The following is a 26,285-nucleotide window of genomic DNA, read 5'->3' as shown; positions in this document are numbered from 1 at the left end:
GTATGGCTAAAAGGGCTTTTACTCTATCGAGTCTATTATTAGCTAGATGGCTAACCTTTATTTTTAACCAATAATACCTGCAAGGCTAGCTAGGAATAACAAGGTAAAGCCACCTAAGAATACAAGCCCTGCAATCGAATAGGCGTTCATACCGGCTGATAGCTTTTTATGGTTTTTCACGAGCGAATAGTTTAACCAACCAAAGATAGGCGCAGATATAAAGGCGGATATCATAGCGAACTTCAGCATAGCGCCTAATTGACCTGCAAAGAAGCTGATAATCAAAAGACCGCCACCGATAGCATAGGTGGTCCAAAAAGCGATTTGCTTTTTGTTAATCTCGTCTTCACCTTTTAGTAAGCGCCAGCATTCGGCATTGGCACGTCCGTAACCGTCAGCACAAGTAATCGTCGTGCCAAACATACACATAAAGGCGACAAAGGCGACCAGTAGTCTTGACCATTCACCGATAGTGGCGGTATACATATTGATAAGCTGATCAATATAAGCGACACCTGCGGTTTGAATCTCTTGACCTGAGCCATATTGTACGAAAACGCCCAACGCTAAAAAGAACAAGGCTAAAATAGCGGAAACTAAGAAACCGACATTGAAATCCAGCAAACCCTGACGGTGAGTGGTATTGTCCGCTTTTCTCTTGGCTGATGTCCACATCGAGGTGATGGCAGCGAACTCAAGTGGTGCTGGCATCCAACCCATAAGAGCCACAATAAACCCTAAAGTCGCCAAGTTCCAAGGAGAGGCAGGGACAAAATCCGCCACCATAACCGTCGGCTTACCAGCAGCAATCATCACCGCTAACACGGTTGCAGATACGAGCGCAATCATAATCCACTTGGTCACGCCGTCAAGCAATTTATAATGACCAGCAATCAGAAAAAACCAACATACAGCAACGATAATGACAGCTAAGGCAATACTTGATAGTCCTACAGATGCGGGCAGCATAAAGCCCAATATCACTGCCGCAAGCAATGTCACAGCCCCCGTACTAATCACAGCCGATAAAATAGATAGGATAAAATAAATCCAGAGATAGGCTTTTGAGCGTTTGGCATAGCCTGCGATTAAGCTCTCGCCAGTGTCGTAGACATAATCGGTGGCAAAGCGGAAGAACGGATACTTAAAGACGTTGGCTAATATAATCATAATCGCCAGCTGCCAGCCATATAACGCGCCAGCCTGTGTCGATGAAATCAGATGCGAGCCGCCAATAGCAGCAGTCGCCATCAGAATACCGGGACCAAATATTCGCCAGCTAAAGCCTTCTTGCTGCGCGGAGAGAGTATCGCCTGTGGCGCTTGGGTTATTGAGTGGTTGTGTGGTCATGCTTACCTCGAAATGGTTAAAACGGCAAATCATCACTTACCTGTGTCAGTCTGCCAATGATCATGAGCGCATCGCTTAATACTATTCATTAGTACTGTTTACGAGTACTGTTTCTTAAAACGATTTGTCTTGTATCGACTTTAGCACACCAATCTGGTTTAGTAGAATGATTATTTATATAATTATTACTTATTTTTTGCATAGCCATTCCTGATAGTTAGCATAATTAAATATAAATATCAAGATTTATCAATGGCTATTTTTTCGGGCTTCTTTATACCACAATTATGACTCAATATCTGATAATTTAGCGCTGAGATTCAAATTTTTGCCGGCGGTAAGTAATGCCGCGCTGCTCATAGACATGATAAGTCGCACGCAATAAGTCAGGAATATGAGGATGCACAAAATCCTTAAGTGTATGCAGATAAATAGGTGAGGTGACGTTTTCGTGGATGAGGCGCTGATAGCTGATCTGCTCCGTACGCACTGTCTTTAAACTGGCAGGTACTAAGGTGATGCCTTCGCCCGCCGCTACTAACCCGAGTGCCACTTGCAAGTCACTGACAGTGGTGGTCATAAATGGAGAGATGCCGTACTGTGCAAATAAATATAGTAAAGGCTCTGTTATCTGCTCAACAGTAGAGGCTTGATGATGGCTCGTATTATTTTTCTTATTCTGCCCCAAGGTTTTAGGAATCCCTGTGCCTGATACCGTTTCTGGTGTTGTAGATACAGGTAAGTGGGTTTGATGATAGAGAATCAGGCGGTTATTGGCCAAATCGATCAAGCGTTGCTCGCGCACATTGGCAAGCGGATGGGCTTTAGGGAGGGCAACGACATAGCGCTCGTGGCGTAACAGTATTTGCTGTATCCATGGGTCTTGATGGGCAAAGCGTCCAAAACCAATATCGATGTCACCAGATTTGAGCGCATCCATTTGCTGATAGGAGCTGATGTCCTTTAGGTTGACGTCAATCTCAGGATTGGACTGCTTCAGTCTGGCGATAATCTCAGGTAGCAACCCATACAATATAGAGGGCACAAAACCGATATTTAATGCGCTGCTAGGGGCAGATAAGCGCTGGGTCATACCAACAACCGTATCGACTTCTGTCAGTATGGTACTGATTTTATCGTAAAAGAACGTGCCAGCTTCTGTTAAATGTAGCGGTCTGTGATAACGGTCAACCAACATCACGCCCATGTCTGTCTCAAGTTGCTTGAGCAAACGGCTTAAACTGGGCTGTGACAATCCGATTTTGGTAGCGGCTGCGCTAAAGCTCCGAAGCTCGGCAACGGCAATAAACGCATTGAGCTGCTTTAAATCCATGTTTTATGCTCATTTATCTGTAATATCATGTCGATTGATGAAGCGGATACTACTGTATTTTATATCAATAACAGCAAAACTATAAAATTATGCTTGAAGCAGACGAGTTGACACTCTATATTGTTGATTAACGATAGCGTTACACTTTAGCAAACTAATAATTTTTACTCTTCATTCTAGCAGTCATCTACGGTTTCGTGGCATAAACTGGTTTGGTATTACTTCATGAGCGACAAAAAAGACAAGCAAAGCGCCGATTTAGAGGCAAACTTAGCAAAAATCGCTAATACGAAGCCACGACTGCGTAATCGTAAACATAATATCTATGAGCGTTATATCACTCGTGTTGAAAGCGCAGAGACTATTGAAAGTACTATCGAAAATACAGAAAATGAGCGCGAGCCAACTGTCACCACTTATGCTTATGATGAGAGTGATGCCGGACTTAGTGCAAGTCTACTGGACAGTTCTGTTCAGCCGCACATATTACAACCGCTTAAAAACGCTGACAAGCTGTCATCCTATGAGCCACTAAGTGCAGCAGAACTAGAGTTATTTGGCAGCCAAGAGCAAGATAGTGTGGAAAATACAGCAGGGTTACAGATATCTGATAACGCGAGCACATCGGTAAGTTTGGACTTCTCTGATGAAGATGAGAAGGTTATACACCCTTTAATAACAACTGAGACGACTGATAACGCAGTTTCTACAGTTAAAGATGAAGATACTGAGGTAAATGATAGCGCTTATATTGATGAACCTATCAGAACTGCACCTTTAACAACTTTGCCCATCAAAAAATCGAAAAAAAAGAAAGCGGTAAAATCAATACAAACGCAGAAGAGTAGTAAAAAGCCGCTTATTATAGGTATGGTGCTTGGCTCACTCATGATTTCTGCTGCTGTATTCACGTTAATTGCGACTGGTTTATTGTCTGCCGGTACTACGTCTACAGCGTTAAATGAAGCTGGCACGCCTATTAATGAAAACGCGACTCAGACAAGCCCGGTCACCAAACAAACAGCTACTGACACTGAAATAAACACCACTGAGAAAAATGTTGTGGTAGAGGCTAATACGCCACCTGCTGTCATTGAAGTGCCCAGTGACTCTGACCCTGCCAAATCATCAAACCCCAAGCCTGAAACGAACGCGATGAATAATGAAGCAGCTGCTAGTTTGTCTTTAAGCCATTCAAAGCCTGCCATCACATACGAAGATTTTAGAGAAGAGTCACAAAACACGCTATATCGTGAAACCAATGATTAGCGTCATAAAAACTCTTGTCTCAAATAACTTTCTTGCTTTTCTTTAGGCTCTTTTTTAACCAATGGTCAAATATGAACGGACCAAATGGTAAGAACGAGCCAAGCACGCCGGCAGGGATCGCCCATATAGGCATTTTTATCTTGACGGCTGTGCCCATGAGTACAACAATATAGGCGATGAATAAGCCGCCGTGAGCCATACCGATATATTTTACCCCTTCTGGAATGTCCATCATGTATTTTAGTGGCATAGCGATGCAGAGCAACAGTAAAAACGAGGTGCCTTCTAGATAACCTATCATCGTAAGCGTTTTTAATGCTGTATTTTGTTCTGTTGTAAGATTAGAGGCGGGTTCAAACATTGGCTGAGCCTGTGGCACTGTATTTTCCTTTTATCATCGACATATAAGGTATGGTCGTTTAACGAGGTAAGCAATAATAGCAGCCGTAGGTTGCTATTATTGCCTTTAGTGAAAAAACCAATAGAACGGTCAATATATGTGCAAATAAAACAGATTAAGTTAAAAAGCTTGCTAGCTAAGCATCAAGGGCAGGGGGCTTACTTTCAAATTCCGCAAGCATCTTAGTAATGAGCTGATCTTTTTGCTGCCAAACTTGCTCAACCCAATCAAACATTTCTGCTTTTATCGCCTCATCAGTCTCATAGCCGCCATTTTGAACACTAGCAAATAAGTCATCAGGCATCTTAATATGTCTGACATCGACGCCCAGACGCTTGATATTGCCTTTCCATAAGTCGCCATATGTCGGCACACCATCAGGATAGACGATGGTCATATCTAAAATACCATCGATGTCTTCGCCAAGCGCACTAATCGCTAGCGACAAACCGCCCGCTCTTGGTTTAAGCAAATGTGTATAGGGCGACTGCTGCTTATCCCGTTTTACGGTGGTAAAACGTGTGCCTTCTAGATAATTTAACAGTGTAAAAGGCTTGTCTTTCAGCAATGCACAAGCGCGTTTTGCTTCTTCGATATCTTTGCCTTTTAAGGCAGGATTTTTCGCAATCGCCTCTTTAGAGTGTCGACGCATCATTGGAAAATCGAGAAAATAGAAAGCTTGACCAATGACTGGAATATATATCAGCTCAAACTTGGTAAAAAATCGCGTCAAGGGCAAACGCTTTTCACTAATATATTGCACGATACTGGTATCAACCCATGATTGGTGATTGCTTACCAGTAAATACTTGCCCTTGGTATGGATATCATCAGGTAGGCTGATACGCCAGTCTTTATCCGGCAGAATATTATCGATCATCGCGTTATTGCTGTTAATCCAATAATTGGTCACATCAATGACCGCTTTATCAGCAATCGCTGCACCAGTAACAGCTTTGGCTGCACCCATAATCCATACAGGAGGACCTGCCAACATACTATTAAAAGTAATAACGCCTGTCGCTGTGGTCAGCGAAGCGATTTTGCCAAGTTTAGGATTGCGTTCATGTAGTTTTTGAACGAATGATTTGAATCGCATGTTAAATCCTCTTAACCTTACATATTATAAGTGGTTAGTAACGTAGTGGCATAATACTAGCAGAAATCGATAGGCGTGTTTACGTAATTGGTTTGGCTTTACATTTCACCGTTAGTCGTGGATATACCTAGTAGCTGATAACTAATAGCTAATAGACGTCAATCGTATTTGATTTATTTTTATATCAAACTAGGTTTATAATGTACCCTTAATATTTAGAGGGTTTACAGTCGATGATCGACACTAACACTCTTGAGCTCACGACAAGCCAAAAACAATAAAAAATCCAGTGCTAAATACTTAACACTGGATCAATAAGACCAATCAATCAAAGTACCAATTAGCCTTGTAGCTGATCAATCATACCTTGGTATTTGTCTTTTTTCTCAGCAATCTTACTACGCTCTTCTTCTGCATTATCTACCGATCCTTCAGAGTCTGCCACTTTCTTATCAAAAGCTTCTAACTCGGCAGTTTTGGCATCCAAAAGTCTATTAAGCATGATAGCAACTGCTTTTTCAGAAACGTCAAGCGTCATATTAGAAGCTTCAGACGTAAAATCGTCTTTAAGCTTAGCAGCCCATTGATAGATATTAGCTATCGTCGCACTATGCTTGTCCTCATGCTTGTCTTCATTTTCAGAATTAGACTTATCCTCTTCGTCAGATTTCGCTTCTTTTTTGTCAGAAATAAAGTCATCTTTGAGCTTAGAAGCCCATTGATAGATGTTCGCTATCGTCGTACTGTGCTTATTTTCTTTGGCAGAATTGTCATCTTGATCGTCTTTATTGGACTCATCATCCTTGCCAGACTTAGTTTCTTCATCGACCTCATAGTCTTTGTCAGCATTGTAATCTTCAAAATCACCGTCTTCATAAACGACAGTATCACCTTTTACTACTTCTACGCCTGTTACCGCATCATTTGAAGGCGTTGTCGCTGCACTCTCAAGAGACTCTAAGGCATTTTTAATGTTATCGTTATTAGTAGACTTGTCAGACATGATCTATGATCCTTTTAATGGCATTAAGTGAAATATATTTACCGCCAATATTATGCCAGTACAATTTTTTATTCAGTATCTTAATGTAAATTACATGTTTCAATTTGCTAAAAAGACGGCTACGCCTTAAACAACTTCCATTTCTAATAGTGTTGTAGATGACGCTTCTAACTGATCATATTTTATCACCACACTATTACCTTCAAGACTGGTATCAAGCTCAACATGGTAAGTAGCAAGCGTGACACTTGTATCATCCAAGCATTGACCGGTGGCAAGGTTAAATCTCTGCTTATAAATAGGCGAGGCCACATACAGTACCGCTTCATCAATGCCAGCATCGTTGGTCACGGTAGTGCCTCCAATTAACCCTCTAGATAATACATTGGCTTGACTAAAGGGGTCATAGTTATCAAGCGCAAACAGCTTAGCATCCTTAGTGCGAAAAATTGCCACTTGTTTACCCTCTATCAGTGCGCAAACACCCGTCTCAGGGAGTATGTCTTCTAATTTACAAACGGTATACTGGTTCATTGGGTGATCCTTATTCGTATATGATCGGAAAGTGTTAAACGTTGATTAAGCCAGCTCGGTCACTAAGATTTTAGCTTTTTCACTATCGGTCGCAGGGCGAATTTGCTCGCGCTCGGTGACAAAGACCACATTGTCATCTCCTTGCTCACTATTGACGAAATGACGGAAACGTTTGAGCTTTTCGCTATCGGTGATGGTGGCTTTCCACTCACACACATAGTTGTCGATCAGCAGTTGCATCTGCGCTTCTAGCTCGTCAGCGATGCCTAAACTGTCTTCAATAATGACCGCTTGTAAATATTCCAATCCGCCATCTAAGCTCTCGCGCCATTTTGAGGTACGCTGGAGTTTATCTGCTGTTTTTATATAAAACATGATAATACGGTCGATGTATTTGATGACCGTGTCGCTATCAAGATCGGTGGCAAACAGCTCGCCATGACGCGGGGTCATACCGCCATTACCACAGACAAATAAATTCCAACCATTTTCGGTGGCGATAATGCCAAAGTCTTTGCTTTGTGCCTCTGCACACTCGCGCGTACATCCCGACACGCCCATTTTTATCTTGTGCGGTGAACGTACGCCTTTATAACGGTCTTCTAATCTTAGGGCTAAGCCGACACTGTCATCGACACCATAGCGACACCAGTTATTACCCACACACGATTTAACAGTACGCAACGACTTACCATAAGCATGACCGGTCTCAAAGCCAGCTTGCACCAACTGTGTCCAGATATCAGGGAGTTGGTCTAAACGTGCGCCAAATAAATCCACGCGTTGACCACCTGTGATTTTGGTATACAAATTAAACTCTTTGGCGACTTGCCCAAGGATGATCAGCTTATCAGCGGTGATTTCACCACCCGGCACACGAGGTACGACCGAATAGGTGCCATCTTTTTGTATATTGCCCAGATAATAATCATTGCTGTCTTGCAACGGTGTCAGTTCAGGCTTGAGCACATAATCATTCCAGCATGAGGCCAAGATTGAGGCGACCGTAGGTTTGCAAATCTCACAGCCATGACCGTTGCCATGCTCATCCAACAGAGCATCAAAGGTTCTAATACCATGGACACGAATCAAGCTATAGAGCTCTTGACGGGTATAGGCAAAGTGCTCACATAAATCATTATTGACCTCAAACCCAAGGGTCGTTAACTGATAGCTTAAAGTGTCTTTCACCATAGGTGCACAGCCACCACAGCCTGTACCTGCGCTGGTACAAGATTTCAATTCTGCAATGGAGTACGCACCGTTCTCAACCGCCGCGCAAATAGCCCCTTTGGTGACGTTGTAGCATGAGCAAATCGTGGCGCTATCTGGTAAATTTTCTATACCCATCGTTGGTTTTTCAACGTTAGGTAAAATCAGGCTTTCAGGATGGGCAGGCAAGTCGATATTGTTAAGATATAGCTGTAATAGATTGTTATAGTCTTCGGTATCACCGACCAATACCGCGCCAAGCAAGCGTTTGTTATCAGACGTTGTAACCAGTTTCTTATAAATGCCTGTCGCAGGATTTTGATATAAATAGCTCAAACTGTCTACGCTTTTGCCATGTGCGTCGCCAATACTACCCACATCCACGCCCATGAGTTTGAGCTTGGTGCTCATATCAGCGCCCGTAAAGGTTTGCGAATGATCGCCTGAAATTTGCGCCGCACAAATACTCGCCATGCTGTAGCCTGGTGCTACTAAGCCAAATATTTGGTTATCCCACACCGCGCATTCGCCGATAGCGTAGACATGCGCGGCATTGGTGCGGCATTTTTCGTCAATTAAAATACCACCTCGTGCACCTATTTCAATACCGCACTCAGGATTGTTTTTGATAATGCCATCTTGCGGACGAATACCGGCACTAAAGACGATCATATCGGTGTCAAGCGAGGTATCATCGGTGAATTGCATGGTCAGCTGGCACGGATTCTCATTAAAGGTGCTCAGGTTTTTATGTATCGCGTCGCTATTATCAATAATGGCTTGGGTATTCTTACCAGTCAATACTTTGACCCCAAGGGCTTCAATTTTTCGCTTTAAAATATCGCCGCCAGCCGCATCAAGCTGTACGCCCATCAATTGCGGAGCAAACTCTACCACATAAGTCTCTAGTCCTAAGGTGACCAGTGCTTTTGCTGCTTCAAGCCCGAGTAGTCCTCCGCCCACAACCACGCCCTTCCTGACTGTTGGGCGCTCAGCGATGGCAAGAATGTCATCCAAATCAGCAATGGTGCGATATACATGACAGTGTGCATGCTCACGCCCTGGAATCGGCGGTACAAATGGATAGGAGCCTGTCGCCAGCACCAGCTCACCATATTCAATCCGCTCGCCAGCTTCAGTGATGATGTATTGATTGGTGGTGTCAATATCTACAATACGCTGGTTCAGATGCAATTGAATCTGGGCAGATGCATAGGCGCTTAAATCAACCAAGTTGAGCTTACTAACATCTTTATGTTCAAAGTAGCTCGATAAATATACCCGATCGTAAGCGGGACGGTCTTCTTCAGCAAACACATGAATCTCAAACTGCTCATGTAACCCTTTTTCTATGGCTCGCTCGATAAAATGATGTCCAACCATACCGTTACCAATCACCACCAACTTAGCTTTACCTGCCTTACTCACTATAGTGCTACTCATGTAATTATCCTTAGTCATGGGTTTGTCTAAATAGTGCTTACAGTAATTACATCTTCAATAACTGTGCCAAGCACCGTTATATAGCGCCATATCTTTAAGCGAGAGTCTCATCACTACAGACGAAAAACCTGACGATGACAGTGTATTTCCTAGGCGGCGTGGTATGTGTGAGGATATAAATAGCAATGATAAATAAAAAAGTCTTTTCTCATTAAAAGTGAGGATATAAAAAATGGATGCACCAAAATAGATAAAACCATGCACCAATTTGACTGTATTTATGGCAGTCAGGGTTTTTCATTCATCTCGATAAAATTAGCGTTTGTATATGGTTATTAAATTATGAATGACCTTGTAATAGCTGCTTGGAAGTCACCTATAGCAAAGCATGAACGCTTTTATCAAAGCCGAGGTTTTATCTGTATAACGCAGCTGATAGCGGCAGCTGGCACAGCCATTGCACCCCCTTAAATGCTCTAACTGGTCAGTTCGTTCAACATAACGTGTTCTTACGGCTTTCCATGTTAGCCCTGAATTTTACTATTTAAGGAAACCGCTTATGTCGTCATCGCCATCACCGAGCCCTGCTGCACCAAATAAAAACAAGCTCAATATTCTCTCTTTTACTGGTAAAAACCAGATACTCCATCTTGGATGGATGGCTTTTTTTCTGACCTTTTTTGTATGGTTTAACCACGCACCATTCTTATCTGCCATCGGTGAGACTTTGAGTTTGACCAAGGACCAAGTCAAAACCTTGTTGATATTAAACGTCGCTTTGACTATTCCAGCTCGAGTCATTATTGGTATGTTGACCGATCGTTTTGGTCCGCGCCTCGTCTATACCGCTATTTTGGCTATAGGCGCTATTCCTTGTTTTACCTTTGCCTTTGCGCAAGATTACAACACGCTGGCATTGTCCCGTTTTTTCTTGGGCTTTGTGGGTGCAGGGTTTGTGGTGGGTATTCGTCTCATGAGTGATTGGTTCCCTGCAAGTGAGCTGGGTACTGCTGAAGGTATCTATGGCGGTTGGGGAAATTTTGGTTCTGCTGCTGCTGCGTTGCTGTTGCCAACAGTAGCTATTATTGCTGCTGCTATAGTTGGTGGTGATGAAGGATGGCGTTATGCGACGGCCACCTCAGGGGTGGTGATGATGCTCTATAGTGTGATTTTTTATAAGATGGTGCGTGATACGCCTAAGGGTGCGACGTATTTTAAGCCCAAAAAGTCTGGCGCCATGATGGTGACTTCAGCAGGTGACTTTTGGCTGATGATGGCGTTTAAGCTGCCAATGTATTTGGCGTTAGCGCTTTTGGGATGGAAGCTATCACCCGCTGGCGTCAGCTTACTCAGTCAGGCAAGTGTCAATATCGTCTACATCGGATTGGTTATTTTATATATTTATGAGTTTGTGAGTAGCTATCGCTTTAATAAAGAAGTATTTACGACTCCTGTGCCAAAAGCGCATCAATATGATTTTAAACAAGTCGGTATCTTAAATATTTTATACTTTGCGACCTTTGGCTCAGAGCTTGCCGTAGTGTCTATGTTGCCGCTTTTCTATCAAGAGACATTTAATCTATCAATTGTGATGGCAGGGGTTTTGGCATCTAGCTATGCGTTTATGAACTTGATGTCGCGACCGGGCGGCGGCTGGCTCAGCGATAAGTTTGGTCGCAAAATAACGCTGCTGATTTTGACCGCAGGTTTGGCTGTTGGTTATTTATTAATGGGTATCGTGGATTCAACATGGCCAATTGCCTTGGCATTATTCATCACGATGTTTTGCTCTTTCTTTGTACAAGCGGGTGAAGGTGCTGTGTTTGCGGTTATTCCACTGATCAAGCGTAGCATGACCGGACAATTTGCTGGCATGACCGGCGCTTATGGAAATGTTGGCTCGGTTGTTTATTTAACTGTATTGAGTCTGGTCTCTTATCAAGTATTCTTCATGGTAATCGCCGCGACTGCTGTCGTTGGCTTCTTTGCGCTGTTCTTTTTAAAAGAACCTGAAGGCGTCATCATCGAAGAGATGCCTGATGGCAGCTTTGCCCAAATTAAAGTGAGCTAATTATGCCAATGAATGAGGCACTGTGGCAGCTTGATTTTCATAGCATGCAAGGGCGCAAGTCTGAAAATCAAGACAGTTTTCTGATAACAACATGCTTGCTGTATGGACAGTTTACAGCAACCATCAACGGCGGTGTTCAGTGTCCTCACGCGCCTTTATTGGTTTTAATGGCTGATGGTGTCAGTGCCTGTCAGTTTCCCAAACAAGCCAGCCAATTGGTGGTCAATACTGTCACGCACCATCTTACCTTAGCACTTAAAAACGGGGCACTTAAAAATGAAGCACTTGAAGAGATGGTATTGGCAGAGAACCAATCGCAATCAGCAAACATAGACTTTGATGACAATCAAGTTGCCATTTTGATTCGTGAGGCGGTCAATAAAGCCAATGACGCCCTCTATTTCCCGCAAGTCTATGAGCGCGTGCCACCACTATTATCCACCTTATCAGGTCTACTATGTATCGGCGACCGTATCCATCTGTTTCATACAGGCGACTCGCGTATTTACCGTGTCGGTTTAGAGAGTATAAAAGTGCTCAGTAAAGACCACCGCATTCACCATGGGCAAGATAAAGGCGCGCTATCTGCCGCTATTGGCGCGGATACGATGGTCGAGCTCCAGCAGTCAGTATTTAACTTGCATCAAAATGAATGCTTAGCACTGATGACAGATGGCGTGTATGAGTCTATTGCAGCGTCTGAGCTCCAGTTTGAGCTATGTTCAGCAGTAAAGGCGCTGTGTCAGCCGAGTCAAACGATAGATACGACGGATAACAGCTCGAATGACGGGGCAGTGAATAGTCTTAGCATCAGCCAAAGCATATGCGAGCAGGCGTTTAACGAGGGCAGTCATGACAATTTAAGTATGGTGATACTCGGTATGAATGCGCAAGCGCTCCATAAGAAAAAGACAGCCAATAGCGCTCATACTAAGAACAATAGTAATAATAAAAATGCTAGCCTGCATGATCCGATGCCTCACGACATCCATCGGTATCAGTTATTAACGGGCTTAGAAGTTGGGGCACGGATTGATGGTTTTATTGTCAAGCATATTATAGCCCGCACTGCTCGTAGCGAAGTATATCTAGTAGAGGATGAAAACCATCATCTATTTGCACTAAAGTCACCAAGCCTTAGTGCCATTACCGATGGTCATTATCTGCGCGAATTTCTAAAGGAGCGTAAAATCGGTCTAAGCTTATCTAAGCATAGACGGGCGGGCGAGCCTGCCTATAATCAAGCAGATCCTAATAACCTATCTAGTGACAGCAGCCTTACAGGCATCAGCAGTATAAAACCCTATCTAGACGCAAGCTCAGCGCTTAGTGCTTCAGGGTTGCTACGCTATTACCCCATACCAGCCAGCAGTGCATATCTATACCATCTCACAGAATATATTGAAGGCGAAAGCCTAAGAGATTTTATAGATCGTCATGCGCCTTGTGATGTGTGGCAGACATATGATTTGCTAACCAAAATAGGCATGGCGGTTCGGGTAATGCATCGAAACTATCTATTGCATCAAGATATCAAGCCGGAAAACATCCTATTGACCACATCAGGCGCGGTCAAATTGATAGATTTTGGTTCAGCCAGCTCTTCCATACTTAAAGACAGTACGCGACCACCGAACGGTGATTTGCACTATGCTGCACCAGAATATTACACCGATGCACCAAAAGGTGTGCATTCTGATTTATTTTCCATAGCGGTGATTGGCTATGAGCTGCTAACAGGTGAGCTGCCATTTAGCTCACAAGCGTTGATGCATTCACATCAGGCAAATCATACCTTAACGCTACCTACTCAATTATTACGTCAGTACCGTGTACCTGCTGCCAGCCAGCAAGCGCTAATGCGTGCGCTGCTTGCTAATACCCAAGCTCGCTATCAAGCGATTGGCGAGTTCTTACAAGATTTTAACCCTGAGAATCATAATTATATTAGCGACCCTGAGCCGCTCATCATACGCAACCCATTACTGGTATGGCATAGCATTTGCTTTATTCAGTTTGTGCTCATTTTTTCGCTGTTGACTTATTTCTTATAAGCGCAGGCTTTAAGCACAAAAGACACTCTGACACGCCATTTAATTAATGCTGCGCGTTGCGGCTAAGGGATTTTTTGCTCATGTCATCAGATAGATCAAAATTAACAATACAGACAATGTCTTATGCTCATTCAAATGCGGGTATTGTCATTATTGGTGCTGGTATGGCAGGCAGCCGTTTTGCCATTGAGCTGGCACGTGCCCAGCAGCAAAGTAAGTCGCCAAATAACCAAAGACCATTACCGATTACCCTTATCAGCAAAGAGCCAGAGGTCGGCTACAACCGCATTATGCTATCACCAGTGCTGGCAGGAGATAGCGCCTTTGATGATACTTATTTATACCAGCAATCAGATTATGAACAGTTGGGTATTGTTGTCTTAGCGGGGATTGCTGTTACCGCTGTGGACACCAAGCAACAGTCTATTAAGCTTGATAATGGACAGACGCTGGTGTATGCCAAGCTGGTTATCGCTACAGGTTCGAGCGCTCGAGTCATCCCTTTTCCCAATCATGATGCGGCAGGCGTGCACGTGTTTCGAGAAGTAGCCGATGTAAATGCTTTAATTGAATACGCGCGCCAAGGGAAAAAAGGTCTGGTGATTGGGGGTGGGGTATTGGGGTTAGAGGCCGCCTGCGCGCTGGCTTCTCAAGGAGCAGATATGACGGTCATTCATGTAGACAGCTATGTTCTTAACAGGCAGCTTGATTTACCTGCTGCCCTGATGTTGCAAGCTGAGCTGGCTCGTCGGGGCGTAGGTGTGGAGGTCTCTGCTATTACTGATTATATTGCGGTCAATGACCAGCATGAGGTGAAAGGCTTATCACTGAAGGATGGACGTACCTTGCCGGCAGATTTTATTGTGATGGCAGTCGGGGTGATGCCTAATATCACACTGGCAAAAAATAGCGGACTGACAGTCAACCGTGGCATCATCGTCGATAATTATATGCATGCCAGCGCTGCCAATGTATATGCTATTGGTGAATGTGTGGAGCTAGACGGTGAGCTGTTCGGTATGGTAGCGCCCGTCAATCAGCAAGTTGATACCTTAGTTTCTGTCCTAAAAGATGCGAGGATATCAAACGATGGTTTAGCATCCAGAAATAATTGGCACCCCTTTACTAGCAAACCGCTGTCTTTAAAGCTAAAAGTATCTGGCATCAGTGCTTTTTCAGCAGGGCAAGTCGACTTTGATGAGGAGGAAGCGGCGGCTATCGAAACCATCACTTATCAGCAAACCAGTATAAATCACTATCACTGCCTCTATCTTAGAAACAATAAACTGATCGGCGCTGTACTCTACGGTGAGGTCAATGAGGGCAGTTTCTATAGCCAGCTGATCAACAGCAATAGTGATATCGCGCCTATAAAAGCGGATTTAATATTTGGCGAGGCTTACTGTGATTTGGAGAAAATAACGATAGATAGTGAGGCTAACGGAGACATGGATATCGATAGCGATCTGGATTTATTAAGCGCAGCAGACATAGTAGGAGCGGCGTCATGAGTGAAGTGATCTTGAGTAATAAACCGAATGCTAGTCAAGAATTAGAAAGTGGTATACGCCGATCTGATCATAAATCTAATAACAAATCTGATGACATGATCAATCCTTCAAAAACGGCTCTTATTGCCACTTATACTGAAGAAATGACGTCCACCATACGCACCACTTGTCCTTACTGCGGGGTAGGGTGTGGCGTCCTAGCCAGTGTCGATGCGACAGGGGTAGTGAGCGTAAAAGGAGATCCTGAGCATCCGGCGAACTTTGGTAAACTATGCTCAAAAGGCAGTGCGCTGGCGCAAACCTTAGGCAGTGAGCGACGCTTAACTGAGCCTTACTATCAAAACAAGCAAGCGGTAATGCAACAGCATCGACCTATGCAATTGGTTAATGATTTTAACGCTATCGACATATCTGATGAGCCACTTACAAAGCCTACCGATTGGAATAACGTCTTAGATGATATTGCCACGCGCTTAAACGACACTATTGCTAAGCATGGTCGCGACAGTATTATGTTTTATGTCTCAGGGCAGCTGCTCACTGAGGATTACTACGTTGCCAATAAGTTTATCAAAGGCTTTATCGGTAATAATAATATCGATTCCAACTCACGCCTGTGTATGTCTTCCGCAGTAGCAGGACACAAACGTGCCTTTGGCGCTGATTTGGTGCCTGGTAATTACGAGGATTTAGAGTCCTGCGATTTATTAGTGCTGGTGGGCTCGAACATGGCATGGTGTCATCCGATCTTATTTGGGCGTTTTTTGGCCGCCAAAAAAGCCAATCCCAATAAAAAACTGATTGTCATTGACCCACGTCGTACCGATTCCTGTGAGTTTGCCGATTTGCATCTACCGATAGCAGCGGGCACCGATACGCATTTATACAATGGTTTATTATATTATCTTAGCGAGCACGGCTTCTCTGATACAGGTTATATCGAGCATGGTCATGGTGTTGATGATGCTTTAGCGGCAGCCAACGTCTGGAGCATTGAAAAAGTTGCTCAAGCTTGCCAAGTCAGTATCGACAGTATCCTTGAATTTTATCAGCTAGTCGCAGCTCATGACAAAACAGTAACTGCCTTTAGTATGGGTGTCAACCAGTCAAAGAGTGGCACTGACAAGGTGAATGCCATTATCAACACCCATCTGCTTACGGGACGAGTGGGCAAACCAGGTGCCAGTCCTTTTTCACTCACTGGTCAGCCAAATGCCATGGGCGGTCGAGAAGTCGGGGCGCTGGCTAATTTGCTGGCGGCACATTTAGACTTGGACAATAGCGTTCATCGGCAATTGGTCGCCGACTTTTGGCAGGCACCTCAGCCTATTGCTGCAGAAGTAGGCGTCAAAGCGTGCGATGCTGCCGATGCTATCTTAGATGGGCGGATTAAAGCCATTTGGGTTATGGCAACCAATCCGGTCGTGAGCTTACCTGACGCGGATAAATTTCGTCGTGCATTATCAGTTTGCGACTTGGTGATAGTCTCTGACTGCTCGGTAGATAGCGATACGGTTAAGTGTGCTGACATCGTATTACCTGCCCAAGGTTGGGGCGAAAAATCAGGGACGGTCACCAACTCTGAGCGGCGCATCTCGCGCCAACGGGCTGTAAAGCCTGCACTCGGTCTTGCCAAACCTGACTGGTGGATACTCTCGCAAGTGGCGAGGCGTATGGGGCTATCAGGGTTTGATTATGATCATCCTAGTGAGATATTTAATGAGTACGTGGCGCTCACTGCTTTTAAGAACGACCCTAGTAAATTAGCATCGAAAAACAATCAACCGCGCTATCTTAATTTGGCTAAAGACCTACCAATGCCAATCCTAAACCGTGCTGACTATGAGGTAATGAATCCCTTTCAATGGGGCGGTGCGCGTATTACACCTGCTCAAGTAAAACTCATTGCTATTACGCCTTCAGATAGTGCTAGCCTGCCTAATTTTCATCACTTCCATAAACATCAACGTCGGCAGAAGTCGAATAAGAGCGATGTTAAGAATAGAGATAAGTGGCATAACACTGACTTCAACCCATCAACCGTGAATCTACGCCTGATTACCGGTAGACTACGAGATCAGTGGCATACCATGACACGCACAGGGCTGGCGCCACAGCTTAATCAACATGAATCTGTGCCGACGCTGACTATCCATCCTAATGAAGCCAAACAACTCGGTGTTGAAAAGGGCGACTATGTGCAGCTACATCCTCGCTATGAGCAGATCCTGCCGAATAGTGAGGCGACAACTATTGATACGAATAATGTTAGTAGAAATGCCGATACAGATAATGAGAATATAGAGCAAAAAGTTTTAGCGCAAATCGTCATCAGCGATAGTATGCGTGTTGGCGATGCTTTTATGCCTATGCACTGGAGTAACGCCTTTGCTAGCTTTGCACGGGTAGGGACACTCATCCCGACTGTGGTCGATCCACATTCAGGGCAGCCTGAGCTAAAAAACTCAGCGATTCGCATGAGCGCCGTGCCTATGCAGACACTTGGCAAGATTATGGTGCATCCTGATTTGCAGGACACCATATTAGTGCACTTGCGTGCGATGACTGCTCATTTTAAGAAGGAATCAATAGCGGGTGAGTCGCAAACAGTGTCTACAAACTTTGAGTTAAATGGTGCAGGTTCGTCTCTCTCACTACCAGCGCTGACATGGAGTATCAGCAGGCAAGCCAATAGTGTGCTCATTACTCTTGCCAGCCCAGCCGAGCGCACAGCTAGGCAGTTGCTTGACCCTAAATTTTGGCAGCAGTTTATCGATGACTATCAAAAGTCTGTATCAGACAAGTGGTTGACTGGCAATGCCGAAGATACTCTGACGGTTAATAGCGCTTTCACCTTGAGTAAACCAGAGAAGCAACTACGCTTTATCTCGACTCAGTCGGAGGTGAGGAACAAAGCATTAAATCATATATTGCCAAGTGATTCAGACTCCGCCGTACCTAGTGATCAGCTGCTATTAGCTATTTATTTTGCACCGAAAGTGATGTATTTGCCTAGTACACATTGGCTTGACAGCTGCTTTGCCAGTACGGATGCCATACCAGTACAACAGCGTTATAAATGGTTGCTGGCAGGCCGTCCAGCTACCGGCTATATCGATCCAGGTCCGTTGGTGTGCTCTTGCATGGCAGTCGGAGAAAACATCATTATCAATGCAATCACTAAGCAACAGTGCCATAGCGCACAATCAGTGGGCAAAGCGTGCCGTGCTGGTACCAATTGCGGCTCGTGTGTGGGTCAAATCAATGCACTTATTGAGGAGTATGCATCATAGCTGTCTTATAACTTCTTTATAACCGCCTTATGAAATACAACCAATTGATCAATATGGCATAGGGCTTGCACCGTATATTGCACTAACAGCATCATTAGGAGTCACCGTCATGACGGATTCATCTGCCTTTATCGCAACACTACCTCCAAACGATTTATCTAATAAAAAGTGTGTCGTCAATGCCCTAAACATGCCACTAAATATAGCAGCTGCAAAAGTAGGCACTGTGCATTTAGTCGGTGCAGGCTCTGGTGATCCTGAGCTGCTCACACTAAAAGCTTTGCGAATCATGCAGCGCGCTGATGTGGTGCTTTACGATAGCCTAGTCTCAGAGGATATATTGGATATGTGCGAACCAACAGCGGAAAAGATATTTGTTGGTAAACGCCGAGCCAATCATGCGCTGCCGCAAGAAGGCATCAATGAGCTGTTGGTCAAGCACGCGCTGGCAGGTAAAACAGTTGTAAGACTCAAAGGCGGCGACCCTTTTATCTTTGGGCGCGGCGGCGAGGAGCTTCAAGAAGTGGTGCGCCATGGTATCTTTTTTGAATCTATCCCTGGTATTACTGCCGCCAGCGCCGCTGCTAGTAGTACAGGTATTCCATTGACGCATCGAGACCATGCGCAGGCAGTGAAGTTTGTAACGGCATATAAGAAATCAGGAGCGCCAAATAATAACTATGACGAGCATTTAGATAGCACCCAAACGGTTGTTTTTTATATGGGATTGCATCAGCTAGATGAATTGACTGAAGGGTTGATAGCAGCGGGACGAGATAGCGCGACGCCTTTTGCGGTGATTAGCCATGCCAGCTTGCCCACGCAGCAACTGCTCATCGGCACGCTTGGTAGTATCGCTAAGCAGCAAGCTGAAGCGAAATTGCCAACGCCCGCATTACTGATTATGGGCGATGTGGTGACGCTATATCATGAATTTGCAGACTACAACCTTGGTGCATTTGGTAAGCGTGCAGTCTGCAATATTAAGCAATCCATCACCGATAAACATCTTATACCTACTTTTGAGAGTGTTGCATAAAATATAGGGTTAGTCTAAATGCTCAATAAGACAAGTTCAAGATTGGCTAATCTTAAAGACAAGTTCAAGATTGGCTAATCTTATCTATTATAAATTTCGTAATTGCTCAATTAACCAGCGATGTATACCACTGTCACTGGTACGTGGATGCCATGCTGCGATTACCTTAAAGGTAGGCGGTAATGCTTCGATTTTAATCTCTTTAACTTTACTATTTGGTAATAGTCGCGCAGGATAAAAGGCAATCATGTCGGTGGTATGTAGGATATCTGGCACGGCTGAAAAGCTAGGAACTGACATCACAATATGGCGTTTAAGCCCTTTTTCTGCAAACCAGTGATCATGCGATCCGCGCAAATTGGCACGTGAAGGCGATACCACCAGCTGCGGGTGTGCGGCAACTTGCGCCAGTGTGAATATCTCTGTTGCAAAGGTATTTTTATAACCCGTCACACATAAATGCTGCTCTTCAAATAGCGTCACATACGATAAGTTATCAGGGATAAACTCTGGAAAAGTAATCAATAAATCAAGTTCGCCTGCCGCAATGAGCTGATTGATATTGTCTGAGGCAAAATCTCTCACTATCAGCCTTAAATTAGGCGCTTCACGGCGTGTAATACTAAACAACTGCGGCAATAATGCCTGCGTCGCATAGTCGGTTGCACTAATCGTAAAGACGCCTTTGTAGGTTTGCGGCGTAAACACTTCTGGCTCTAACAATACTTCCAACTGCTTTAATATCTCATCAATCGGTTGCCGCATCGCTAGTGCTTTTGGTGTTGCCACCATGCTATTGCCTTGACGAATAAACAAACGATCATCAAACAAATCCCGTAGCTTACGCAACTGCTCGCTAATCGCTTGTTGTGTCAGTCCCATTTTGCGCGCAACTTGCGAGAGGTTTTGTAGATCAAGCAGCGCCTGCAATACTCTAAGCTGCTTGATATCTAGCCGATTCATACCATTCATAACAATTACCATTAATAGTTGTACCCTAAACAAGAAAGACTTGTTTCTAATTGTACCCTCAAAACGCTATGCTGACCAACATTGCTTAATAGCAACTAAATGAGCTATTAAGCATCAAAACAGACCAAATACATTCAATAATAAGCCATCAGCTGCTTTAAAAGAGACATTTATGACACAAACCATTCTAAATACAAGTACACTATTTTCCTCTGTACAACTTGGACCTTATACGCTCAAAAACCGTATCGTGATGCCGCCTTTGACGCGCTCTCGTAGCACGCAACCTGATAATATCCCTAATGATTTAATGGCAACCTATTATGCACAGCGCGCCTCAGCAGGTTTTATGGTAACTGAAGGTACACAGATTGAGCCACGAGGCCAAGGTTATGCATGGACGCCGGGCATTCATTCACCAGCGCAAATTGAAGGCTGGAAGAAAGTCACGCAGGCGGTACATGCTAAAGGCAGTATTATTTTTGCGCAGCTGTGGCACGTTGGCCGCGTGTCTCATACCAGCTTACAGCCGCAAGGTGCTCAGCCTGTAGGCCCATCAGCGATTGCTGCTGACAATGTAAAAGTATTTATTGAGACAGGTCCAAGCGAAGGCGCATTGGCCGATCCAAGTGAGCCACGCGCACTGAGCACAGAAGAAGTGGGTGAACTGGTCGCTATGTATGCGGCAGCCGCACGCAACGCACTAGAAGCAGGTTTTGATGGGGTAGAGCTACACTGTGCCAATGGCTATTTGGTGAATCAATTTATCTCTGAGCATAGCAATACACGTGATGATCAATATGGTGGTTCGTTGACCAATCGTCTGCGTTTTTTAAAAGAAGTGGTCGCTGCCGTCAGTGAGGTGGTTGGTGCTGATCGTTTAGGCGTACGTTTTGCGCCTTTATTTGCCAGCACGGATGAGACTCGTGTGTATCTAGGCTTAGTAGAAGCAGATCCTCATCATACCTATATTGAAGCGATTAAGGTGCTTGAACAGGCGGGTATTGCTTACTTATCTATTGCAGAGGCTGATTGGGATAATGCGCCTGATTTGCCAGAGCCTTTTTACCAAGCCGTCAGAGCTGAGTTTTTAGGACGTATTATTTATGCTGGCAAGTACACGGTACAAAAAGCCGTGAACATTTTAGAAAAAGGCTACGGTGATTTATTCGCGTTTGGTCGCCCATTTATTGCCAATCCCGATTTACCTAAACGCATAGCCAATGATTGGCCACTCAATGAGGTAGATCCTGCTACGATGTATGGTGGCACTGCCATTGGCTACAGTGATTATCCTCGCTATCAGGAATAGCAAAGCAGCTGAGCATTGAATGAGATAAGGCCATTAATACTAATGGCCTTATTTTTTATTTATAAATTTGGGATTTATTGGATATTCACAAACAATCAATCATCAAGCGACAATTATTGTTTTTGTCGCTTAAATATTTTTCTTTTATCATTTTATCAATAGGTAGCAGGCAATGAATCAGAATACTAAAGACAGACTGATACGTATATTAGTAGGATATGTCGGACTTTATCCGACGCTCTTAATCGTATTAACGTTATTAAAGCCTGTGACTCATGGTTTAAGTCTGCCAGTGGTGGTATTGATTGAAACCATAATACTCGTACCGTTGACGCAGATGGTGTCATTTCCACTAGCAGGCTGGCTCATTGAGCGTTTAAGAAGATAACAGGCGTTGCTCTTTGCCTAGTTTTAATATGGGTTTTTAAGAGTATTGACTGAGATGATAAATGATTGATGGCACGGGTAAGTTTATAAACCAGATAATTGAGTTGGTTGGATTTCAGCCGGGTATTAAAAACAGCACTCTATAATAAGGAGGAAAATAAATGGTTCATAAACCTTAATATCTGACTTAGACTGAGTACAACAATTCTCATTTATTATAGAGTGTGCATGAGAGCAGATAAGTATTCGAAGGCTTGAGTATGCGCTTATCAAGAATTTCTCTATGATCACCCAAGTATCAAACAAACTCGGAATAAGTCACCGACTAAAATACATAATAAGTTTCCAAGAGAAATTGAACAACATCCTAATTTTCTCAACAATGAATAACCTGAGTTAGGAACGCTCCTGAATGGGTGCAATTACATATTCCTATTGCACCTTTTCCTCATAAGGTGCATGGATACTTAGTGCTTTAAATTCTTGTTTTTTAATTGAGTTGCCAATAAAGAGGATGACCATAAACCTTAGCAAAATAATCAATTAATGTTCTAACATTTAGAGAGACATGACGAGTATGAGGATAAATAGCTGCGACATGTTGAGGTGTGGTTTTCACGGCTGCATTATAATCAGGTAGTAGCTTGATAAGCTCACCGCTCTTTAAATGCTCACCGATGAGCCAATCTGGAAAAAGCACAATCCCCATACCTTTGAGTGCAGATACCAATAAAGATTCTGCATTATTAGACATCAGTAAAGCAGGCGCTAAGAATGGCGTCCAATCTTCATTTCCTGTCTTAAAAAGCCAACGATTGGGTCCTGTTGAACCTTTATATAGTAAACATTTATGATGTGTTAGATCTGCTGGCACTTGCAATCTACCATGCGTGTTTATGTACGATGGAGAAGCGGCAAGATGATAGGTTTGCTCGCCAAAAATACGCGCATGAAAGGCGGAGTCATGTAACGTGCCAATTCTAAAAATAACGTCTGTTGCATAATGATGAGGATCAATAAAGTCATCCGTTAAACTCAAATCTATCTGTAATTTAGGATACTGAGCACTAAGCTGTGGCAGCCAAGGTGCGATATGTCGTTGTCCAAAAAATACGGGAGCGTTGATTCTAATTAAACCACCCGGTTCCAATGTCCTGTCTTGAAGCTCCTGCTGTGCTGCACTCATGCTCTCGGTCATGGATTTTGCATAGCGCATAAATACGCGACCTGCCTCAGTAGGAGTAACAGCGCGTGTATTACGGTAAAAAAGCTGCTGTCCCAGTGAGTCCTCTAACTGTTTGATAATACGTGACACTTTAGAAGCCGAGACGCCTTCTTTTCGAGCCACTACAGAAAAACTCTGAGCGTCAAAAACCTCTATAAAAAATAATAGTGTTTGTATGTTGATGGTATCTACCGTATTCATTTGTGCAACTTATGCAAAGGTCATTTTCGTATTATAGCGTTTTTTAATGGGTATACATTGCTGTAAGCTGCAGCGTATTGCTCATTAAGGATTTTTTCATGCAAATTTTATTGATACTCATTGTTGTGTTAGGCGGCATGGGGTTGTCTATTGAAGCAGGATTACTTGGGCCTTTGGGGAGTCAGGTAGGCGAGCTGTGGGCAACATTGAGCATTTTTGGTGTTGGCGCTGCTCTGACATTCTTTTTGATGCTGTTTTTTAGTCCGCGCGAGAGTCTTTCCTTTTTCTCACAGCCCCCTTTACTACTGGTTGGTGGTATTTTAGGGCCTGTTTATGTTGTGGTATTAACCGTGGTGACGCCTGTTATTGGCATTGCGCTGACGATGATTGGGATATTGGCTGGGCAAGTATTGCAGAGTTTAATCATAGATCATTATGGCTTGTTCGAAACCATGGAACGAAAAATAGACAGTAAACGAATTATCGCTTTATTTTTCATTATTGCCGCACTTGTTTTTATGGCAAAAGGATAACCTAAATGATGCTTATTTTAATGATTGTATTAGCAATAATTGGCGGTGCGGCTTTAAGTGTTCAGGCAGCATTAAATGGTCGCCTTGGCAGCAACGTTGGGGTGTTTAAAAGTGCCTTTTTAACCTTTTCTGTGGGTGCGGTTGTGACCGCTTTGCTTATTTTCTTTTTTGAGCCAAATCATACCGTTACTTTGATGGATGTCCCTAAGTGGCAACTGCTTGGTGCCTTATGCGGTGTTCCTTACATTGTCATTATGGTGGTTGCGGTCCAGCGTATTGGGACTGCTGTGGCAACGGTAGCGGTTATTTTTGGTCAGCTGAGTATGAGTGTATTAATTGATAATTTTGGTTGGTTGGGTAATGAGGCGATTAGCCTTTCAGGCAGTCGAATAGGTGCTTTGGTTTGTTTGGCAATTGCGCTTTATTTTATTTATGCTAGCAGCAAGTCTGAACCTAAAGAGGCTCAGTAATGAGCTATGCTGAAGAAATTGTATAAACTAATATGGGAGGTTTTAATCAGACAGCTCAATCATAATGACCCATGCTTTTGATTTTATAGTCATTAAGTTCATATCTAACACTAGCAGTTCGATGCTTGTATAGCGCACCGTTGAACTAATCGCAGATCATTATGGTATTCCAATTAATTAGATTTTGTTAATGCTAGTGCTTACATTTAGCTAAAAATACTGGTAAAAATCCAAGCCTGAAGGCACTGGTTCATGGATTCAAACGCTCCCTAGGCAACCTATCTTAAATATTTCTGAGCCTCTCTTTTAGATACGGCTCAATTAAGTCTAGAAGAATAGGAAATTTATAAATACCAAGTCAAAATGTATAGGAAAAAGGATTTTCTATACACGTTTGGAAGACACAAAAGACGATATGGATATATCCTAAGGGGTATCAATGGACGCAAACATGGATCAGAGTATCCGTTTACCGACCCCTAAAATGGAATCGCTACAATCAGTATGTAATACCATCCGAAAAAGCGACATTATTCGCTGGATTGATAATCAATTAAAAAAGCGTTAAGGGATCGCTTTCAATTCGAAAAAACTGACCAGCCCGTTTTCTGTACCAGCAGCTCTAATGCCTTTGACCCAAGTTTGGAATTTCCTACGTGATCAAGCCCTGGTGACCAGACTGCGATTGAGCCTTTACCTGGCGCTATCGTCAAAATACCGCCACCAACACCACTTTTACCCGGTAGCCCGACACGGTAGGCAAATTCACCAGCGCCATCGTAATGACCGCACATCATCATTAAGGAGTTTATCCGTCGAGACTGCTGTGCATTAATCACTCGTATCCCTGTGTGTTGATTAACACCATTAGACACTAAAAAAAGACCCGCACGGGCTAACTGCTCACAACTCATTGCAATCGCGCATTGATGAAAATAAACACCGAGCACCTTATCCACATCGTGCTTTATATGACCAAAGGACTTCATAAAGTGGGCTAAGGCGGCATTTCGATCTCTGTGATCCATTTCAGACGCTGCCACTTTATGGTCAAAACGGATCGAATCATCATCGGCAATAAAGTGTACAAACCGCAGAATTTCACCCAAGGTTTCTTTCGGCTCATGCCCCATCATAATGGCATCCACCACGGCAATCGCACCAGCATTGATAAATGGATTACGCGGTCGACCCGATTCAAACTCCAATACGGTGATCGAGTTAAAGGGATCGCCAGATGGCTCACGACCAACATGGGTCCAAATCGCATCACCTAACTTGCCAAGACCGATGGTTAAGGTAAATACTTTGGAGATACTTTGGATCGAGAATAGGGTGCTCGCATCCCCTGCTACATATACCTGCCCATCAGGTGTCGCTACGGCAATACCAAACTGGTTCGGATCGACATGCGCCAGTTGCGGGATATAATCTGCCACTTTTCCACGATCGGTTTCAAGGGCCATCTCTGCGGCAATATCATTAAGAATCTGTTGCATATGAGTTGGGTAACCGTATTTCTACTGCGTTGTTGGATAATAGTAATTTTAACTGAATAAAAGGTGATAAGGATG

General features: G+C 43.8%; 20 protein-coding genes. 10 read left to right on the top strand and 10 right to left on the bottom strand.

Going from position 1 to position 26,285, the window contains the following annotated elements:
- Positions 1-63 precede the first annotated feature (63 nt).
- On the bottom strand, positions 64-1,350 hold the full coding sequence (locus tag OEG80_RS06145) for an NRAMP family divalent metal transporter (protein ID WP_011513645.1): 1,287 nt from the start codon (positions 1,348-1,350) through the stop codon (positions 64-66).
- Positions 1,351-1,657: 307 nt separating this feature from the next.
- Positions 1,658-2,683 carry a LysR family transcriptional regulator gene (locus tag OEG80_RS06140; RefSeq protein ID WP_263242363.1) on the bottom strand — a complete coding sequence of 342 codons (1,026 nt, stop codon included), beginning with the start codon at positions 2,681-2,683 and terminating at the stop codon, positions 1,658-1,660.
- A 225-nt stretch (positions 2,684-2,908) separates the two neighbouring features.
- On the opposite strand from OEG80_RS06140, the gene OEG80_RS06135 reads away from it, so the two are divergent.
- The gene (locus tag OEG80_RS06135) at positions 2,909-3,952 is read left to right on the top strand and encodes a hypothetical protein (RefSeq protein WP_263242361.1); all 1,044 of its coding nucleotides are present in this window, start codon (positions 2,909-2,911) and stop codon (positions 3,950-3,952) included.
- A 19-nt stretch (positions 3,953-3,971) separates the two neighbouring features.
- Here the strand turns inward: OEG80_RS06135 and OEG80_RS06130 are convergent, their stop codons facing one another.
- The 5 genes from OEG80_RS06130 to nirB all read right to left on the bottom strand — a co-directional run bounded on the left by OEG80_RS06130 (position 3,972) and on the right by nirB (position 9,643).
- Entirely contained in the window at positions 3,972-4,313 is a 342-nt protein-coding gene (locus OEG80_RS06130) for a DUF3817 domain-containing protein (protein ID WP_149408271.1), read from the bottom strand.
- Between the two features lie 175 nt (positions 4,314-4,488).
- Positions 4,489-5,451, bottom strand: coding sequence for an acyltransferase (locus OEG80_RS06125; protein ID WP_149408270.1), 963 nt, complete (start codon positions 5,449-5,451; stop codon positions 4,489-4,491).
- Positions 5,452-5,791: 340 nt separating this feature from the next.
- On the bottom strand, positions 5,792-6,454 hold the full coding sequence (locus tag OEG80_RS06120) for a hypothetical protein (protein ID WP_263242359.1): 663 nt from the start codon (positions 6,452-6,454) through the stop codon (positions 5,792-5,794).
- Between the two features lie 126 nt (positions 6,455-6,580).
- Positions 6,581-6,988 (bottom strand): nitrite reductase small subunit NirD, encoded by a 408-nt coding sequence (gene nirD, locus OEG80_RS06115; protein WP_263242358.1) that lies wholly within the window; start codon positions 6,986-6,988, stop codon positions 6,581-6,583.
- A 45-nt stretch (positions 6,989-7,033) separates the two neighbouring features.
- Positions 7,034-9,643 (bottom strand): nitrite reductase large subunit NirB, encoded by a 2,610-nt coding sequence (nirB, locus tag OEG80_RS06110; protein ID WP_263242357.1) that lies wholly within the window; start codon positions 9,641-9,643, stop codon positions 7,034-7,036.
- A gap of 559 nt (positions 9,644-10,202) precedes the next feature.
- Between nirB and OEG80_RS06105 the strand changes: the two genes are divergently transcribed.
- The 5 genes from OEG80_RS06105 (at position 10,203) to cobA (ending at position 19,611) form a co-directional block, all read left to right on the top strand.
- Positions 10,203-11,714: a NarK family nitrate/nitrite MFS transporter gene (locus OEG80_RS06105; protein WP_263242356.1), complete on the top strand. Its 1,512-nt coding sequence runs from the start codon at positions 10,203-10,205 to the stop codon at positions 11,712-11,714.
- Positions 11,715-11,716: 2 nt separating this feature from the next.
- Positions 11,717-13,768, top strand: coding sequence for a bifunctional protein-serine/threonine kinase/phosphatase (locus OEG80_RS06100; RefSeq protein ID WP_263242355.1), 2,052 nt, complete (start codon positions 11,717-11,719; stop codon positions 13,766-13,768).
- 80 nt (positions 13,769-13,848) lie between these two features.
- Positions 13,849-15,279, top strand: coding sequence for an NAD(P)/FAD-dependent oxidoreductase (locus OEG80_RS06095; RefSeq protein WP_263242353.1), 1,431 nt, complete (start codon positions 13,849-13,851; stop codon positions 15,277-15,279).
- Positions 15,276-18,572, top strand: coding sequence for a nitrate reductase (locus OEG80_RS06090; protein ID WP_263242349.1), 3,297 nt, complete (start codon positions 15,276-15,278; stop codon positions 18,570-18,572). The genes OEG80_RS06095 and OEG80_RS06090 overlap by 4 nt, the downstream gene beginning before the upstream one ends.
- A gap of 109 nt (positions 18,573-18,681) precedes the next feature.
- Positions 18,682-19,611, top strand: a complete 930-nt coding sequence (gene cobA / locus OEG80_RS06085) for a uroporphyrinogen-III C-methyltransferase (protein WP_263242347.1) — start codon at positions 18,682-18,684, stop codon at positions 19,609-19,611.
- 87 nt (positions 19,612-19,698) lie between these two features.
- Here the strand turns inward: cobA and OEG80_RS06080 are convergent, their stop codons facing one another.
- Positions 19,699-20,583, bottom strand: coding sequence for a LysR family transcriptional regulator (locus tag OEG80_RS06080; RefSeq protein ID WP_263242346.1), 885 nt, complete (start codon positions 20,581-20,583; stop codon positions 19,699-19,701).
- Positions 20,584-20,755: 172 nt separating this feature from the next.
- Here OEG80_RS06080 and OEG80_RS06075 point away from each other — a divergent pair, with 172 nt between their 5' ends.
- Positions 20,756-21,895, top strand: a complete 1,140-nt coding sequence (locus OEG80_RS06075; protein WP_263242344.1) for an alkene reductase — start codon at positions 20,756-20,758, stop codon at positions 21,893-21,895.
- 172 nt (positions 21,896-22,067) lie between these two features.
- Positions 22,068-22,283 (top strand): hypothetical protein, encoded by a 216-nt coding sequence (locus tag OEG80_RS06070; protein WP_083759467.1) that lies wholly within the window; start codon positions 22,068-22,070, stop codon positions 22,281-22,283.
- 489 nt (positions 22,284-22,772) lie between these two features.
- On the opposite strand, the gene OEG80_RS06065 is transcribed toward OEG80_RS06070, so the two are convergent.
- Positions 22,773-23,708 carry a LysR family transcriptional regulator gene (locus OEG80_RS06065; protein WP_263242343.1) on the bottom strand — a complete coding sequence of 312 codons (936 nt, stop codon included), beginning with the start codon at positions 23,706-23,708 and terminating at the stop codon, positions 22,773-22,775.
- Positions 23,709-23,806: 98 nt separating this feature from the next.
- Here OEG80_RS06065 and OEG80_RS06060 point away from each other — a divergent pair, with 98 nt between their 5' ends.
- Together OEG80_RS06060 and OEG80_RS06055 are read left to right on the top strand one after the other, a co-directional pair.
- Entirely contained in the window at positions 23,807-24,241 is a 435-nt protein-coding gene (locus tag OEG80_RS06060) for a DMT family transporter (RefSeq protein WP_263242342.1), read from the top strand.
- An 8-nt stretch (positions 24,242-24,249) separates the two neighbouring features.
- Positions 24,250-24,711 (top strand): DMT family transporter, encoded by a 462-nt coding sequence (locus OEG80_RS06055; protein WP_263242476.1) that lies wholly within the window; start codon positions 24,250-24,252, stop codon positions 24,709-24,711.
- 578 nt (positions 24,712-25,289) lie between these two features.
- Here the strand turns inward: OEG80_RS06055 and OEG80_RS06050 are convergent.
- Positions 25,290-26,210, bottom strand: a complete 921-nt coding sequence (locus OEG80_RS06050; RefSeq protein ID WP_011513663.1) for a glutaminase — start codon at positions 26,208-26,210, stop codon at positions 25,290-25,292.
- Positions 26,211-26,285: the final 75 nt, after the last annotated feature.

The organism is Psychrobacter sp. SC65A.3 (assembly GCF_025642195.1).
Taxonomy (GTDB): domain Bacteria; phylum Pseudomonadota; class Gammaproteobacteria; order Pseudomonadales; family Moraxellaceae; genus Psychrobacter; species Psychrobacter cryohalolentis.
Note: the sequence above shows the minus strand (reverse complement) of the source record. Positions and strands in the feature narration are given on the sequence as shown.